Below are 18,292 nucleotides of genomic sequence, written 5' to 3'. Positions count from 1 at the left end.
GAGAAATCTAAACTCAGGATTTTTTCATTTTCAAAATAAAATACAGAGGTCAAGTACATTTTCCCACACTAAAACGCATACTATCAAGGCTTTTCAACACCTGACAATATGCGTTTTGCTTTTAAAGACTTTTGCTCAGTCTCTTTTTGTTTTATTTCACATGTTTTGCAAGTTCTTCTTGCGCTTTTTTATTGGATTCTGCTTTTTCTTTCATCCATTTATCTTGAGCTTTTTGATATTCATCTGCTGTGACTGCCTTGTCTTGAAGTTCAAGGTATTTATACAAGACTGGGTCACTTGTACCTTTATTTCCTGACAATGCAAATGGTATTGTAAATGGTACCATCTTAGACAAGATTGGACGACCAGTTTTAGAAGTTGTTGGGATGATCAAAGCACTGTCGGTCAACCAAGCTTGGGCTGCAGCGTATTTATCATATCGTTTAGCAACATCTATAGTCTCATCACCAGCCTCAGTAACCAATTTTTCGTAGTCATATAGACCTACTTTTTTAGCAGCTACATTATCTTCCCCTGAGTCAAATCCTAAATATGTTTTAGTGCTTTCTCCTACAGAAGGTTTGATAATATCAAGGTAGGTTGATGGATCGGCAAAGTCTGGACCCCAACCGACATTATCTGATAAATCCCAGTCTTCGCCAGCAGCATTTTCGGCAAATAGAGTTACATTAAGCAATTCATCTTTTTGCAATTGTTGGATATCAATAACGACATTATCAGTTCCTAAAGTTGCTTCCAAGGATTGTTTCATAGATTGGACACGTTGAACTTTTGTAGTTGCTGTCTGGTCAACAGGCATATCTAGGTGAATTGGGAATTGTACTCCCTCAGCTTGTAGGGCTGATTTGGCTTTGGCAAATTCTGCTTTAGCTTTTTCTGGATTGTAAAGACCATCTTGTGAATCTGCAAGATTGACATCCTTCCATTCATCCCCATAAGTCACTAATTTTTCTTTGACTATATCGCCAAAGTTCTTCCCATCTGCTTGAACAAATGTTGGTGGCACAAAGAGATTACGCAAGATTTTGCTTGCTCCAGTTTCTCCATTCAACTGAGAAGCATAAGCTGTACGGTCAAAACCAAAGGCAATAGCCTGACGGAAATCCTTGTTTAAGAGAGCTTTTTTAGTAGATGTCTTTTGTTCGTCGCTAGTCTTAGATGTGTGTTTATAAGATTGACGGTCAATATTTGTTCCTACTAAATAAGTCGTAGAGTCTTGTTGAGTATAGACAATATTGTCTTTCATACTCTTCTCAAGCTCTGCGAAACTTGCACTTGTTGGATAAAGACGAGCTGCTGTAAGGCTACCATCTTTAAAGTTTTCTGCTGGTTTGCTGGTATCTTGTCCATCCCAGAATGACAATTTGACCTTGTCAATATGCACATTGTCTTTATCCCAGTAGTTCGGATTTTTCGCAAATTCAACAGAGGATTTGGTTACAATGGATTTCAGCAAATAAGGGCCATTATACAAGAGACTACTTGGATCCGTAGCTTTGGCAAAATCATCCCCTTTTGAATTCAAAAACTCTTCATTGACTGGCGCAAGCACACCCATGGTTGTTTTTGAGTTCCAAAAAGTTTCAGGTTTGTTCAAGGTGTATTGGATTGTTTGGTCGTCAAGCGCTTTAATCCCGACTTGAGAGAAGTCTGTTATTTCACCTTTGGCATAGGCATCCAGACCTTTGATTGAATCCTGTACCAAGTAAAGGGCTTCTGCTTTCTTATCTGTTGCATATTTAAGTCCTGTTACAAAGTCCTGAGCCTTAACAGGAGCGTACTCTTCTCCCTCAGATGTATACCACTTGGCATCCTGACGAATCTTATAAGTATAAGTCAAGCCATCCTTAGAGACCGACCAGTCTTCTGCCAATGAAGGAACAAGGTTCCCGTATTTATCATTTTCAAGCAATCCATCAATCACATTACTAGTAATCTCAGAAGTTGCTGCCTTACCAGTTGTCAAATAGTTGAGATTATCCGGATGTGTCTCGTATGTAAATGCAAAGGTTTTTTCACCTTGAGCGCCTGAACCCCCAGAACAAGCAGCTAAAACACCAGCTGCTAATAAGGTTACTCCCGCAAGAGTCAATACTTTTCTTGTTTTCATAGTATTCTCCTTTGTTTTTTTATTCATTATAGACTCTTTTTCAAGTCCTGTCAATAGAATTTTCTGAATTTTAAGAGTTATTTGTTATATTTGATATATTCTGAAAAATAAAATTGTTCATTTAGGCCAAAAAAGCCAACATAGGTTCTCTTCTGATAAGCAGCAAAGAATCTTGTTGACCTTATACTCTTCGAAAATCAAATTCAAACCACGTCAACGTCGCCTTGCCGTACTCAAGTACAGCCTGCGGCTAGTTTCCTAGTTTGCTCTTTGATTTTCATTGAGTATTACTTCTAAAAATCTTAAATAGCAAAAATTCTAAAATGACAGAATCCTTGCGTTAACGTCCCAACTCTTCCTCGACTACATTCAAAGCCTGTTCAATAACCACATGCATGTCGTAGTATTTATAATCTGCTAAACGACCACAGAAAATAACCTTGTCATTTGTTGCCGCTTCTTCCTGATATTTGGCAAATATAGCATTGTTTCTCTCATCATTGATTGGATAATAAGGCTCATCACCACGTTTCCAATCTGCTGGATATTCACGAGTAATGACCGTTTTAGCTTGTGTACCATACTCAAAGTGTTTATGCTCAATAATGCGAGTATAAGGAATTTCTCGTTCTGTATAGTTGACAACAGCATTTCCTTGATAGTTTTCTTCATCAAGAACTTCATGCTCAAAACGAAGACTACGGTATTCTAACTCACCATGTTTATAATCGAAGTATTGGTCAATCATCCCTGTAAAGACAACTTTTTCAGCAGAAGCTTCTAATTCCTGACGATTGGCAAAAAAGTCAAGACCAAGTTCTACTTCTACATTCTTGAGCATATTTTCGATGATGATGTTGTAACCACCAATTGGAATCCCTTGGTAACGGTCATTGAAATAATTATTATCAAAGGTTAAACGAACTGGTAGACGTTTGATGATAAAGGGTGGAAGGTCAGTCGCAGAACGTCCCCATTGCTTTTCAGTGTAGCCTTTGATCAACTTTTCATAAATATCTGGACCGATCAACTTGATAGCCTGTTCCTCTAAGTTTTTAGGTTCAACGTCCTTCATATGAGCCGTTTGATCAGCAATCTTATCTTTGACCTCTTGAGGAGTTTTTGTCCCCCACATAGCATAGAAAGTATTCATATTGAAAGGTAGATTATAAAGGCTACCCTTGTAATTAGCTAGAGGCGAGTTGATATAGTTGTTAAATTCAGCGAATTGATTGACATAGTCCCAAACTTTCTTGTTAGAAGTATGAAAGATATGGGCACCATATTTATGAACATTAACCCCTTCTACATTCTCACAGTAGATATTTCCACCAATGTGGTCACGTTTATCAATAACTTTTACTTTTTTTTCACGCTTGGTTGCTTCATAAGCAAAAATTGCTCCCGACAAACCAGCACCAACGATTAGATAGTCGTACATAGTCTCTTCCTTATCACTTATCTTTACATCTCCTTAACTATAGTAAAAGAGAGGATCTTAGTTTCAATCTATTTTAGCACAAAACAAATCATTTCTCAGTTTTCAATAGCCGAGTGATTTAAAAAGACAAGCACCAAAACTGATGTTTGTCTTTATGATTTTGCTTGAAAAGGCTATTTCTAACTATTTAACATGTTTTTCTGCTTCTTTTTGAGCTTTTTCGATTGCTTTTTTGCTTTCTTGCTCCCATTTGGTCTTAGCTTCTTCAAACTGTTTGGTCGTCACAGTGTCTTTTTGCAGTTTCATGTACTTGTAGTTATTGCCATCACCCTTGATACCAACCAATGAATACCCTCTTGTAAATGGCGTTACTTTGGTTACAGATGCTGTACCACCACTTGACATGGCTGACATAATCAGAGAATTGTCAATCATCCAAGCCTGTGCTTCAGCATATTTTTCATAGCGTTTGGCTACATTTTTATTTTCACTATCTGCATCTTTGAGCATCTTAGTGTAGGTATCCAGACCTAGGCTAGTGATTTTTTCCTTGTCTTCCTTGGCATCTAGTCCAAAAATCTTGAGGTAGAATCCATCCTCTGCATTGAAAGGATTGAGATAAGTTGATGGATCTTGGTAGTCACCTACCCAACCATCAAAGTTCAAATCATAGTCACGATCAGCTGCTGTTGGCGCTAAGAAGGCTACGTTATTAAAATCATCTGTTGAAAGTTGCTGAACATCAATGACAATGTTATCATCACCCAAAACTGACTCAAGGGTCTGCTTAACTGAGTTCATGCCTGTCACAGCATTTTTACTTGTCTGATCAACAGCCACATCCAAGTGAATTGGGAAAGTCACACCTTGACTTGCCAATTCTTTTTTAGCTTCCGCAAATTTTGCTTGGGCTTTTTCTTTGTTGAAATAGGCATCCTGAGCATCTGCCAAGTTAATACCTGACCATTCTGTACCATAGTTGACTAATTTAGAAGCGACTACTTCTCCAAAGGTCTTGTCTCCAACTTGGACAAATGTAGGAGGCACCAAGGTGTTACGAAGGGTCTTGCTAGCCGCTTCTTCCCCGTTTGACTGGGCAGAATAGGCTGTGCGGTCCAAGGCGAAGTTCACTGCTTGGCGGAAGTTTTTGTTCAAGACAGCTGTCTCAGTCGACTTCTTCTGCTCATCTGTCGTTTTAGATGTATGGTTGTAGGCCTTGCGGTTGACGTTGAAATTGAAATACCAAGAAGTCTTGTCCTGCAAGCTATAGACGATATTATCCTTATATTTCTCCTTGGTCTTGGCAAAGTTTGAACTATTTGGATAAACCCCAGCGATAGAATAGGCTCCACTTTCAAAGTTACGAATGGTCAATTCTTGGTCTGAGCCATCAAAGTAAGCTAATTTCACGTGTTCAATCGATACTTTGTCATGATCATAGTAATGCGGATTTTTCACATACTCAATCGATGATTTTGATGTGAAATCTTTTAACAAATAAGGTCCGCTGTAGAGAATGCTATCTGGAGATAGGGTACCAAAATCTTTCCCTTTTGAATTTAGAAACTCTTCATTGACTGGGAAAAGGATACTGTTGGTTGTTTTTGAATTCCAGTAAGGTTCTGGGCGTACCAAAGTATACTCAACAGTCTGGTCGTCAATGGCCTTCACCCCAACCTTAGAAAAGTCAGAATCTACTCCTGTAATATAATCATTCAAGCCCTTGATTGAATTTTGAATCAAGTCAATAGCCTGTGATTTATTGTCCACTGCGTACTGGATACCTGTCACAAAATCCTGGGCCTTGACTGGGGCGTACTCTTCACCGTCAGCCGTGAACCATTTGGCATCTTTTCTCAGTTTATAGGTATAAGTCAGACCGTCGCTCGAAACAGACCAGTCTTCTGCCAAAGATGGAACTAGATTCCCGTAATTGTCATTTTCAAGCAAACCATCAACTAGGTTGGTAATGATGGCTGTATTATCAGCGTAGTAGTCTAATAGATAGTTAAATGTAGTTGGATTTCCACTAAAGGTTGATGAGTAAGTTTTTGTATCTGAACCTGATTGTCCGCAAGCAGTTAAAAGCAAAGCAGCCGCAACAGTCAGGCCTGCACTAAGGACACGCTTTTTTGTAGTCATCTTCTTTCTCCTTTATGTTAGTTTTTATAACATAAGTTTATTTTACCAAAATAGTGGGAATTTGTAAAGTTAATTGAATTTTGAGAATGAAAGTTTATAAACTTTAGTCATAAAAAAACAAAGGATTTCTATCTTTCATACAGTTCTCCCTTGTTTTTATACGATTTATCATTTAAATATCAATAAATTAACTGATAACCTAACGAAAGCAAGATTCTCATTCACATTATTTTATGTGCTTTTCTAAATCCTTTTGATACTGAGCATTCGATTCCAGTTTTTCCTTTTGCCACTTTTTGAAGGCCGCATCATACTCTTTAGTTGTCACAATATCATTTTGAAGTTCCATTCCTTTAAAAATAAATGGATCCCCCTTAATACCGACCTGTGAATAAGCTTTGGTAAATGGAACAGTACGACTAACCATAGGAGAGCCCCCTGAAGAAGCAACTGGAATAAGAAGTGAACTATCAGTAACCCAAGCCTGTGCTTTGGCATACTTTTCGTATCGTTTATCAAGATTACTTGTCTCAGAAGCCGCATCATCCAAGAGCTTCTTGTATTCATCCAAGCCAACTTTCGCCACAACTTCAGGATCCTTGCCCTTTGTTATACCTAGATGTTTCAAGGCAGAACCCTTCTTAGCATCTAAAATATTGAGATAGGTTGCTGGATCTTGGTAATCTGGTCCCCAACCTGTTCCGTTCAAATCATAATCTTTTTGGGTTGGAACTTTAGCTTGAGAAGTAATACTTTCCTTCTCATTATCTGTCATTTGAAGAACATCTATAATGACATTCTCCGTTCCAAGCGTTTCTTCAATTGATTGTTTTAGCGAATTGGTTTGTTGAACCGCAACTACATCTGTCTGTTCTACTGGCACATCCAAATGAATCGGGAAACTCACTCCCTTAGCTTGCAATTCTGACTTCGCTTTTTCAAATGCAGATTTAGCCTTTGTTGGATTGTAAATTGTATCCTTACCATCTGTGAGAGTCACATCTTTCCACTGTTCTCCATATTTCAGTAGTTCATCCTGAGCCAACTGTCCGAAGGTCTTCCCAGCTACTTGAACATAGTTATCTGGCACTAGACTATTACGAATAATCTTATCCGCACCCTCTTCACCGTTTAATTGAGCTGTATAGGCGTGGCGATTAAATGCAAAATTAAGAGCCTGACGGAAGTTCTTATTGAGAAGAGCTTCTTTTGTTGATGTTTTTTGTGACTCATCTGTTTTAGCTGTTTTATTGTAAGACTGGCGGTTTACATTCACAGTGAGGTAGTAGCTTGTTGCCTCTTGTGGACTATAGACAATCTTATCTCCGTACTCTTTCTTAGTTGACTCAAAGTTTGAGCTTGCTGGAAAAAGACGTGCAGTGGTATAGGCACCTTGTGTAAAGCTACGAATTAAGGATTCTTGATCTGAACCATCATAGAATGTCAATTTAACATTATCAATTTTGACATTGTCCTTATCCCAATAGTTAGGATTTTTTTCATATTCAATCACAGATTTAGAAATCAAAGATTTCAAAAAATATGGGCCATTGTAAAGAATACTTGATGGAGTTGGCGCTCCGTAATCCTTGCCTGTTGCATTCAAAAATTCTTCATTTACAGGAAGCATGGTTGCTGTTGTTACTTTAGAGTTCCAAAAACTTTCCGGTTGATTAAGGGTATATTCTACCGTATAATCATCAAGAGCCTTCACACCTACAGTTGAGAAATCGTTTGTCTCACCACTAACATAAGCCTCCAATCCTTTGATGGATTTCTCAACCAAAGAAAGACCATCGGATTTTCCGTCTGCTGCATGTTTCAGACCTGTAACAAAATCCTGAGCTTTAACTTCCGCATACTCTTCTCCTTCTGAAGTATACCACTTCACACCTTTACGTAATTTGTAAGTATAAGTCAAGCCATCTTTAGAAACTGACCAATCCTCTGCTAGAGAAGGAATGAGATTCCCATATTTATCATTCTCTAAAAGACCGTCGACGACATTACCTATTACGTCAGAAGTTGAACTTTTACTTGTAAGGCTATAATCCAAGGATGATGGATCAACTGCATAAACATAAGAAAATGTTTTGGGAGCATCTGCATTCTTTTCACTTTTCCCACAAGCTGTTAAAAGAATGGCTGTGCTCAAGGTCACTCCTGCTCCTAAGAGCCACTTTTTCGATTGCATAAATAATCTCCTTCAAAATAGTATTTTCACTATTATACCCTATTTTTTTATAAATGCAAGACTTCTTGTAGAATTTGTTAGAAAATTCTAACAAATGTTTTTAAAATAGTTTTTTATACAACTTTTAGCAAAAAACCTCAAGCTCTAAGGCTCAAGGTTCTCACTTTTTAGTTAGTCATTTCCACACAGAAAGCATCCCATGGAGCTAAGATTTGTTTTTCAAAGACTTCTTGAGCTAGGGTGTTTTCAATCAAGACAGATTTGACATTTCCTTCTACTACAAAGACTTGCTCTTCATTGGACAAGTTAGCCACAACTAGGAAACGACGGCCGCCATCTTTACGGATATAGGCAAAGACCTTGTCAGTTGTTTCCAAGAGTTCAAAGTCAGCTCGAATCAGCCAGTTGTTTTCCTTACGGATTTGAACCAGTTTCTGATAGGTATAGAAAATAGAATCTGGATTTGCTAGCGCTTCTTGAACGTTGATTGCTTGATAGTTTGGATTCACTGCCAACCAAGGTTGACCTGTTGAGAAACCAGCGTTTTTGCTCTCGTCCCATTGCATAGGGGTACGGGCATTGTCACGTCCAATGACACGGATACTGTCCATGATTTCTTCCATCGGAACACCTTTTTCAAGAGCTTCACGCGCATAGTTGAGGGATTCAATATCTTCTACTTGGTTCAGTGTTTCAAACGGATAGTTGGTCATGCCAATTTCCTCACCTTGGTAGATATAAGGTGTCCCTCTCATGAGATGAAGTAAGATGGCAAAGGCTTTGGCAGATTTTTCGCGGTATTCTTGATCATTTCCCCAGATTGAGACGATACGAGGGAGGTCATGATTGTTCCAGAAGAGCGAATTCCAGCCGTCCTCAACTCCTAATTCTGTCTGCCATTTGTTGAAGATTTCTTTTAACTTAGCAATATTCAGCTCTTTTTGATAGTGCCATTTAGGCTGACCTTCCTGATACTGAAGACCGATATGTTCAAACTGGAAGACCATAGACAATTCTTGGCCCTTTGGATCCGAGTAGAGCTTAGCAATTTCTGGCGTTGCTCCCCAAGTCTCCCCTACTGTCAAGAGATTCTTATCTCCAAAGGTCGCCTGATTCATCTCCTTGAGATAGGGATGGAGCATAGGACCATTATTGACTACTTTCTCGTCAGGAATTTTGCCAATCATGTCAATGACATCCATGCGGAAACCACCAATGCCTTTATCAATCCAGAAGTTCATCATCTCATAAATTTTCTGACGAAGTTTTTCATTTTCCCAGTTGAGATCGGGCTGTTTCTTACTGAAAAAGTGGAGATAATATTGACCTGACTTTTCATCGTATTCCCAAGCAGAACCACTAAAGATAGAATCCAAATCATTGGGTTCGTCCCGCCAGATATAGTAATCTCGCTCAGGGCTATCAGGATTTTCACAGGCCTCGACAAACCAAGCATGTTCATCTGAGGTATGATTGACCACCAAGTCCATGATGATACGGATATCACGCTTCTTAGCTTCCGCGATCAGTTGATCCATGTCCTCCATAGTCCCGAAAATAGCTGCAATCGCTTGATAATCAGCAATATCATAGCCATTATCATCCATCGGACTGTCATAAACGGGAGAAAGCCAAATCGCTGTAATTCCTAACTTAGCTAGATAGTCTAACTTACTGGTAATTCCTGGCAAATCGCCAATTCCATCTCCATTGCTATCCATAAAGCTCTTAGGATAAACTTGATAAACTACGGCATTGTGCCACCATTTTTCTTGCATCTTCTTACCTCATTATTTTCATAATCTATAGTCTATGATAGCGTTTTTTGAATTTTAGTGCAAGCGTTTGCCTAATCTTTTTGATTCCTTTTTTAACTCCGCAGTTTCCTAACTTCCAATTTTTTATTATAATAGAGGTCAGAGGTAAAAAAATGAAAAAACAAGCTTTTAGTTCTGAACAATATTTGAATCTACAGCGCGACCACATTTTGGAGCGCATTAACCAATTTGACGGCAAGCTCTACTTGGAGTTTGGCGGCAAAATGTTAGAAGATTTCCACGCTGCTCGTGTCCTTCCTGGTTATGAGCCTGACAACAAAATCAAGCTCTTGCAAGAATTGAAAGAGCAAGTTGAGGTTGTGATCGCCATTAACGCGAGCAACATCGAACATTCTAAAGCACGTGGTGACTTGGGCATTTCTTATGACCAAGAAGTTCTCCGTTTGATTGACAAATTCAATGAATTAGGGATTTTCGTTGGCTCCGTTGTCATTACACAATACGCTGGCCAACCTGCTGCAGATGCCTTCCGCAACCAACTTGAGAAAAACGGAATTGATTCTTATCTTCATTATCCAATCAAAGGATATCCAACAGATATGGATCACATCATTTCTCCAGAAGGTATGGGGAAAAACGACTACATCAAAACCAGTCGTAACTTGATTGTCGTAACCGCTCCTGGACCTGGTTCTGGAAAATTGGCAACTTGTATGTCAAACATGTACCACGACCAAATCAATGGTATCAAGTCTGGTTATGCTAAATTTGAAACATTCCCAGTTTGGAATCTTCCTCTTCATCATCCCGTTAACTTGGCCTATGAAGCAGCAACGGCGGATCTTGATGATGTCAACATGATTGACCCCTTCCATCTCCAAACCTACGGAGAGACCACTGTCAACTACAACCGTGATATTGAAATCTTCCCAGTTCTCAAACGTATGTTAGAACGTATCCTTAGTGAATCTCCATACGCTTCACCAACAGACATGGGTGTCAACATGGTTGGTTTCGCTATTACTGATGACGAAGCGGCTATCGAAGCTTCTAAACAAGAAATTATCCGTCGCTACTATCAAACAGTTCTTGATTTTAAAGCCGAAAAAGTGGGCGAATCTGCTGTCAAGAAAATTGAGTTGCTTATGAACGACCTAGGTATCACACCTGCAGACCGCAAGGTTGCTGTCGTTGCCCGTCAAAAGGCAGAAGAAACTGGCGACCCTGCCCTAGCTCTTGAATTGCCAAATGGAGAAATCGTCACAGGTAAGAACTCCGAACTCTTTGGCCCTACAGCCGCTGCTCTTATCAACGCTATCAAGAAATCAGCTGACATCGCTAAAGAAGTAAAACTCATCGAGCCTGAAGTTGTTAAGCCAATCCAAGGTCTTAAAATCGATCATCTCGGTAGTCGCAATCCACGCCTTCATTCAAATGAAATTTTGATTGCACTAGCTATCACAGCTACAGAAAATCCTGATGCCGCTCGTGCTATGGAAGAACTTGGCAACCTCAAAGGAAGCGAAGCCCACTCAACCATCATCTTGACTGATGAAGACAAAAATGTCCTTCGTAAACTGGGTATCAACGTAACCTTTGACCCATACTACCAATACGACCGCTTGTATCGTAAGTAACGATTTCAACCTCTCCACTCTCGGAGAGGTTTTCTCTCTGTCTCAGGAGCCAGCTTTATGTTATAATGAAAGAAGAAAACTGAAAGGATTTACCATGTCAAAAGAAGTTATTGTTGAAAGTTTTGAACTTGACCACACTATTGTTAAAGCACCTTATGTCCGCTTGATTGGGGAAGAAACAGGACCAAAGGGAGATGTCATCTCCAATTATGATATTCGCTTGGTGCAACCAAACGAAGACTCAATCCCTACCGCTGGTCTGCACACTATCGAGCACCTCTTAGCCAAACTCATCCGTACCCGGATTGACGGTATGATTGACTGTTCACCATTTGGGTGCCGCACAGGCTTCCACATGATTATGTGGGGGCGCCATACTAGCGCTGAAATTGCGGCTGTTATCAAGGATTCGCTCAAGGAAATCGCTGAAACTACTACTTGGGAAGATGTTCCTGGAACAACCATCGAATCTTGCGGAAACTATAAGGATCACAGTCTCTTTTCTGCTAAAGAATGGGCAAAACTTATTCTAGAACAAGGGATTTCAGATGATGCCTTTGAACGTCATGTGATTTAAACATAAAAGGAACCAGTTTTTTTCAGCTGGCTCCTTCTTTTTTTATTCTCAAAATTTTGTCTTATACTCAATGAAAATCAAAGAGCAAACTAGGAAACTAGCCGCAGGCTGTACTTGAGTACGGCAAGGCGACGTTGACGTGGTTTGAATTTGATTTTCGAAGAGTATTAGGCTTTTTCACGAATGACCAAAACACCATCTTCCATGTCAGCTTCTAGGTGTTTAGCATCAAGGTTATCCAAGTGGAAGTCTGTGACTTTGTCACGGATTTGTTGTTCAACCACACGACGGAGTGGACGAACACCCATGACTTCATCGTAGCCTTCCTCAGTCATGTATTCTTTAGCAGCTTCGCTCACTGCCAAGTCAATGTCTTTCTTGGCCAAGGTTTGGTTGACTTCAGCCAACATTAAATCCACAATCTTAGAAAGATCTTCCTTAGTCAAGTGTGAGAACTCAATAACTGCATTAAAGCGGTTAAGGAATTCTGGACGGAAGTAAGGTTTCAAACGATCCATCAATTCTGGTTTATCAGCATCTTCTGTCAAGTTAGCTTCGTAACCAAAGCCTGCGTTTGAAGTTGCGATAATCACCGTATTCTTGAAGTTGACAGTGTTACCTTGACCATCTGTCAAACGACCATCATCTAGAACTTGGAGGAGAAGGGTAATGACTTGAGGATCAGCCTTTTCAATTTCATCCAAGAGAATGATAGAGTAAGGATTGCGACGCACACGTTCTGTCAAAGTATTGTTATTGTCATCATACCCCACGTAACCAGCTGTTGTACCGATTAGCTTAGAAACGGCTGTGCGGTCACTGTATTCAGACATATCCAAACGGATGATTGCGTCCTTGGTCCCAAACATATCGAGCGCCAATTGCTTAGCAAGTTCAGTCTTACCAACTCCAGTTGGACCTACAAAGAGGAAGCTACCGATTGGGCGATTACCTTCATCAAAACCAGCACGGTTACGACGGATAGCTTTTGCTACTGCTTCAACGGCCTTATCTTGACCAATAACTTTCGTCTGCAAACGATGACCCATATCTTTCAAACGTTCGATGTCCGTAGCTCCCATTTGTGACACTGGAATACCCGTCATTCGTTCTACAGATTCAGCCACATCGTTGACACTTGCAGTCACTTTCATATCTTCTGTGTGGTTTTCGATTTTCTTTTCCAATTCTGCGATGCGTGTTTTATAGTTGAGAGCTGCTTCAAAATCTTCCGCCTCAACTGCTTTTTCTTGCTTGTCTTTTTCTGCCTCAATTTCACGTTCAACAGCATGCACATCTGTTACAGGATGTTGTGCCGCCAAGTGAGCTGCCGTTACATCGACAAGGTCAATAGCCTTATCTGGCAAGCTACGTTGAGGAATATACTGAACAGAATAATCCACTGCCGCTTTCAAAACTTCGTCTGGCAAGATGACATTGTGGTGTTGTTGATAGAGATCACGAATTCCTTGAAGGATTTTAAAAGTATCCTCTGCTGAAGGAGCATTGACCTTGACTTCGTTGAAACGACGAGCAAGAGCTGCATTTTTCAAGATGGTATTACGATATTCGTCTTGAGTCGTTGCTCCAATCACTGTCAATTCTCCACGAGAGAGGGCTGGCTTGAGAATATCCGCAAGCCCCTTAGATCCACTATCTCCACCAGTGCTACCAGCACCGAGAATTTGGTGAATTTCATCAAAGAAGAGGATAATATTTCCTACTTCTTTTACTTCGTTTACTAGATTTTGCACATTTTCTTCAAAGCTACCACGGTATTGAGTACCAGCCTCAAGACCTGAGATGTCAATGGAAATAATTTCCTTATTCTTAATAGCAGCTGGAACATCTCCGTTCACAATGGCTTGTGCCAAGCCTTCGACAACTGCTGTCTTACCAACGCCTGCATCCCCGACCAAAACAGGATTGTTCTTGGTACGGCGTGAGAGGATTTCAGATGCTTCTTGAATTTCCTTGTTCCGTCCGATAACTGGATCCAGCTTGCCCTCACGCGCTTCTGCAGTCAAGTTTCGACCTAGTTTAGCAAGGACACCATCTTGTTTTATACCTGAAGCCTGTTGTTGCATTTGTCCATTAGCTTCTACATTCCCTTGCAATTGACCGGTTGCACGATAGTGAGCAAATTCTTCAGGTGTCACTTCTCGTCCATTAATCAAGTAACGGCGATTTTCAGAACTATATCCTCGCATACCACCCATCAATTGGTTAAATAAATCATCCATGTTATTAAAATTATTAAAGTTGTTGTTCATATTCTTTACCTCTTTTTGTTTACTTAGTTATGATTACTGATATTGACTATCTTTGACCTTTGTGTTAAAAAATTTAGACTAGCTAAATGGCTACTCTAGGTACTATTTCTGGTTTTTCTTTTTCAAGAAGGAGTAGACTATCTTTACTTCTGAAGATTTCTAGATGAAACATAGACCCCACCTCTTTCTATTTTACTTTAAATAAGTGTTCGAGTAAGGCTTTCATTTACCTTACGTTCATAATATACTACATTAGTCAGAAAAGGTCAAGGGTTTTGACTTTAATTGACCAATATTTTTTATACTCTTCGAAAATCTCTTCAAACCACATCAGCTTCGCCTTATCTACAACCTCTAAGCTGTGCTTTGAGCAGCCTGCGGCTAGCTTCCTAGTTTGCTCTTGATTTTCATTGAGTATAAGTGTTCACGTAAGGCTTTCATTTACCTTACGTTCATAATATACTACATTGGTCAGAAAAGGTCAAGGGTTTTGACTTTAATTGACCAATATTTTTTAAACAGCAAAAACACCCTGAAACATCAGGATGCCATTCTTACATCAAATATAAAATTGCTAGGGTCAGGAGACTTGCTAGAAGCCCAACTCCCCAAAAGAAGAAGTCAACCTTCCACTCGCTCCAAGGATTTCCTTTACCAGACAATCCTCCAAGTTCAAAATGGTGATGGACAGGCGTCATACGGAAAATACGTTTACCACCAGTCAGTTTGAAATAGCTGACTTGCATCATGACCGAAGTTGTTTCAAAGACATAAACAATTCCGATAATCAAGAGAGTCCATTCTTGGTGGAGGGCCATAGAGATAGCTGCCAGCATTCCACCGAGAGCCAAACTTCCCACATCCCCCATAAAGACTTTAGCAGGCTTATGGTTAAAGACGAAGAAACCGAGCAAACCACCAATCACGGCAAGAATTACTAGAAGGATATCCATCTGACCTTGCACATAGGCAATAACTCCATAAGCTGACAAACTAATCACCACTGAAATACTAGCTAAACCGTCAATGCCGTCTGTCAAGTTGACTGCATTTGAAAAACCGACTAGCCAGAAAAGAGCGAAGAAAATATAGAAAATCCCTAGATGCACTTGGTAACCAAATACTGAAAGCATATCGCCCCCACGCTCATAGAAAAGATAGAAGATAACTCCACCTAGAAGCTGAAGAGCCAATTTTTGCTTAGGATTAAGCCCTTCATTGATTTTACGAAAAACCTTGAGAAAGTCATCTAAAAATCCGACCAAGCCATACAAGACCAAGATAAACAAAATCATTCCCACATTATTGCTGAATTGGCTACTAAATAGGGCGAAAAAGAAAGCAACCAAAACAGAAGTAATTAAGAAAACCAAACCTCCCATTGTAGGAGTCCCAGCTTTTGCCTGATGCTGTTTGACATCCTCATGCATCTGCTGGCCTGTAATTTGCGCCTTTCTATAAAATTGGATAAAGGCCGGAATTCCTACTAAAGTTAGTAAAAATGTCACAATTCCAGCACTGATGGAAATAAACATATTAGTCTCCTAAAGTTAATGTAATTTTTTTAATGTCCTTGATAGCTGTGTTAGCACGAACATCCTGCTTCTGCACAGTAGAGCCTGAACCTTCAAATTCAAGTTCTATATTTAACCACTTAGAAAAAGCTTCTGCGGTTGTTTTTGTCCAACCATACATATCTGGAATTTCTTCTACCTTATCCGATAAAAGAAGAACTTGTTGGTTTGGTGCGAGATTTTTCCCTTCCTCAATAGAGGCATTTTTTATCTTCGTACCTGCACCAACAACAATTGGTTGCACAATATTGCGACGTAAAGCTTCCGCCAAATCACCGGGTGAAATATCCTTGATGCTAGGCATGGCATAAGCGCTTTGATTGGTTACCTGATCTAACGTTTTAGCGGTAGATTGGAGGTTAAGGGAATCTTTCATAGCCACTGCTCTTTCCAAGATAGGATTGGCAAATTCCCCCAACTGAATACCTGAATAATGCTCAGGCTGTTGAACCGTTACATACAAGATAAAATCAGGATTTTCAGCAGGATTCATAGTCACAACTGAGAAAATATAATTGGTAGAACCAACCAAGTATCCTCCATTTTTCTCATCAGCGATTTGAGCCGTACCGGATTTAACTGCTACATTTTGTCCAGGAACTGTTATAATTGGCTTTCCTGTGTGGTGATTATACATAGTTCCATATAGAGGGTCCGTCCCAACTAATATCATGTTAGTACGAGTCAAGCTTGCTGCATCTTCAGATACAGGTTTTCCTACAATCTCTTTTTTAGACTTTCGTACAGACTGATTGTTAGTATCATAAATAGCACTTATAAATTTTGGCTCCAGCATAACTCCATCATTAGCAATAGCTGTAAAGGCACGAAGCATTTGTGTTTGTGTTACTGAAATCCCTTGACCAAATGAGCTTTGAGCAATATTGACAATATTATCAGCTGGAAGTTGACCAGCGTATTCATCTGTCAAGCCAAAGCGAGTTGGGACCCCAAATTTAAAGCGGTTTAGATAATCCAACCAAGTAGTATCTCCCATTTTTTGTTCAAGTAGACTCATTCCAACATTACTGGAGTGAGCGAAACCTTGTGAGAAAGTCATCATCCCACCAGTAGTCAAACCATCATTAACATCCCAATCTCGAGTCGTCACATCCGCTATTTTTAATTCACTGCTATTGAAGTATTCTCCACTTGGGAAGGTATTATTATCAATAGAAGAAGCTAACGTCATAACCTTCATGGCTGATCCTGGTTCATAGTTACTTTGATAAAGAATGTCACGCCAAACAAAGTCCTCAGTGATTCCTTCTTTAGTATCTGCATTAAAGGTAGGTCGTTGGGTGGTAGCGAGAATTTCACCGGTCTTTGCACTGACCAAGGTCGCGGTCATATACTTACCTTTTACTTTTTCTAGAAAGGCATCCATCTGAGTTTCCATGAAAGATTGTAGCGGACTAGACAATGTTGTATAAACATCCTTGCCATCTACCGTTTGTTGGGAAACTTGTTCTGTTCCAGGTACAATATTACCCAGACGATCCTTTTCATAGGTAATAATGCCGTCTGTCCCTGCAAGAATACTGTTCAAGGAACTCTCCATTCCAGAGGTTCCCAGCAAACTCTTGCTGCCATCTTCATTTTCATGGAGCTGAGCTAGTCCGATAAAACTAGAAGCAAATTGTCCGTTTGGGTAACTACGATTGGGACTGGTTGTAAAATCAATCCCCTTGACCTCTGCAGTTTCCAACTCTTTTTTGATAGCCATCATATTGGCATAGGTAATCCCATTGCCCTTCGAACCAAAGGAAACTTGCTTGAGATTAGGTTGCGAGAGTTGCTCTCTTACATAGGATTCTTCCATGTCCAGATACTTATGAAAGACCTCTGCAACCTTGTTAAATTGTGTTTTTTCTACGTAAAGAATCTTACCCGTTGCTGACTTATAGTTCTCATCAATGACCGCATAGACATTATAAGATGTCGCATCCTCAGCAATCGGGACTCCATTTCGGTCATAAATAGTCCCACGTTTGGCAGGAACTGTACGGGTGGTTTGATGAACCTTCTTAGCTTCCTTCGCTAAATCTGTTCCAAAGCGAGTGCCCGTCCCAATAATGACTGCAAAATTGACTAAAAAAACGGCAAAAACAAAGACAGATAATAAACTCAGACTTTTTCCAACTCTGCGTCTGTTTTCAGCCGGCGATTTCCGATTTTTCGTCGCATAACGGATTACTCTTTTTGTCCACTTCATATCTTACTCCGCTATTCGAATATTTTCATTGTTTAATTGCAAATCGTGTGAATTGGCAATTTCTTTCAAACGTTCTGCACGTAATAGTTCATTGACCTCTTGCTTGGCATCGTCCAATTCGGTCTTCTTTTCCTCTATCTGCGCATTGATTTTTGTCAAATCATTCTGCACTTGCAAGAGCTTGGTCTGCATAAAAATAATACTAATGGCCACAATAAGAGTGGTTACAGCAATGGAAAAGTAAAAAGCTTTTTCCACACGCGAAAACCGTTTAAGTTGCATCTGTAGTATTTGACCTGTTTTTTCCATTCTTTCTGCCATCCTTTTTCC

11 protein-coding genes are annotated in these 18,292 nt (G+C 39.8%); 2 read left to right on the top strand and 9 right to left on the bottom strand.

What is annotated here, in order from left to right:
* Nucleotides 1-151: 151 nt before the first annotated feature.
* The 5 genes from HT720_RS00365 to HT720_RS00345 all read right to left on the bottom strand — a co-directional run bounded on the left by HT720_RS00365 (nucleotide 152) and on the right by HT720_RS00345 (nucleotide 9,686).
* Entirely contained in the window at nucleotides 152-2,131 is a 1,980-nt protein-coding gene (locus tag HT720_RS00365; protein WP_173274380.1) for a peptide ABC transporter substrate-binding protein, read from the bottom strand.
* A gap of 340 nt (nucleotides 2,132-2,471) precedes the next feature.
* The gene (glf, locus tag HT720_RS00360; protein WP_173274379.1) at nucleotides 2,472-3,572 is read right to left on the bottom strand and encodes a UDP-galactopyranose mutase; all 1,101 of its coding nucleotides are present in this window, start codon (nucleotides 3,570-3,572) and stop codon (nucleotides 2,472-2,474) included.
* A 183-nt stretch (nucleotides 3,573-3,755) separates the two neighbouring features.
* The gene (locus HT720_RS00355) at nucleotides 3,756-5,714 is read right to left on the bottom strand and encodes a peptide ABC transporter substrate-binding protein (RefSeq protein ID WP_173274378.1); all 1,959 of its coding nucleotides are present in this window, start codon (nucleotides 5,712-5,714) and stop codon (nucleotides 3,756-3,758) included.
* Nucleotides 5,715-5,940: 226 nt separating this feature from the next.
* Nucleotides 5,941-7,908: a peptide ABC transporter substrate-binding protein gene (locus tag HT720_RS00350; protein WP_001190859.1), complete on the bottom strand. Its 1,968-nt coding sequence runs from the start codon at nucleotides 7,906-7,908 to the stop codon at nucleotides 5,941-5,943.
* 167 nt (nucleotides 7,909-8,075) lie between these two features.
* Nucleotides 8,076-9,686, bottom strand: coding sequence for an alpha-glucosidase (locus HT720_RS00345; protein ID WP_173274377.1), 1,611 nt, complete (start codon nucleotides 9,684-9,686; stop codon nucleotides 8,076-8,078).
* A gap of 152 nt (nucleotides 9,687-9,838) precedes the next feature.
* Here HT720_RS00345 and HT720_RS00340 point away from each other — a divergent pair, with 152 nt between their 5' ends.
* Entirely contained in the window at nucleotides 9,839-11,323 is a 1,485-nt protein-coding gene (locus HT720_RS00340) for a DUF1846 domain-containing protein (RefSeq protein WP_173274376.1), read from the top strand.
* A gap of 94 nt (nucleotides 11,324-11,417) precedes the next feature.
* Entirely contained in the window at nucleotides 11,418-11,900 is a 483-nt protein-coding gene (locus HT720_RS00335) for an S-ribosylhomocysteine lyase (RefSeq protein ID WP_000032562.1), read from the top strand.
* Nucleotides 11,901-12,067: 167 nt separating this feature from the next.
* Here HT720_RS00335 and HT720_RS00330 read toward each other — a convergent pair whose 3' ends face one another.
* The 4 genes from HT720_RS00330 to ftsL all read right to left on the bottom strand — a co-directional run bounded on the left by HT720_RS00330 (nucleotide 12,068) and on the right by ftsL (nucleotide 18,283).
* On the bottom strand, nucleotides 12,068-14,173 hold the full coding sequence (locus tag HT720_RS00330) for an ATP-dependent Clp protease ATP-binding subunit (protein WP_173274375.1): 2,106 nt from the start codon (nucleotides 14,171-14,173) through the stop codon (nucleotides 12,068-12,070).
* A gap of 554 nt (nucleotides 14,174-14,727) precedes the next feature.
* Entirely contained in the window at nucleotides 14,728-15,708 is a 981-nt protein-coding gene (mraY, locus tag HT720_RS00325) for a phospho-N-acetylmuramoyl-pentapeptide-transferase (RefSeq protein ID WP_173274374.1), read from the bottom strand.
* 1 nt (nucleotide 15,709) lies between these two features.
* Nucleotides 15,710-17,962: a penicillin-binding protein PBP2X gene (gene pbp2X / locus HT720_RS00320; protein ID WP_173274373.1), complete on the bottom strand. Its 2,253-nt coding sequence runs from the start codon at nucleotides 17,960-17,962 to the stop codon at nucleotides 15,710-15,712.
* A 3-nt stretch (nucleotides 17,963-17,965) separates the two neighbouring features.
* Entirely contained in the window at nucleotides 17,966-18,283 is a 318-nt protein-coding gene (gene ftsL, locus HT720_RS00315; protein WP_000840840.1) for a cell division protein FtsL, read from the bottom strand.
* Nucleotides 18,284-18,292 lie beyond the last annotated feature (9 nt).

The sequence above is a fragment of the Streptococcus sp. 68 genome, assembly GCF_013277415.1.
Taxonomy (GTDB): domain Bacteria; phylum Bacillota; class Bacilli; order Lactobacillales; family Streptococcaceae; genus Streptococcus.
Note: the sequence above shows the minus strand (reverse complement) of the source record. Positions and strands in the feature narration are given on the sequence as shown.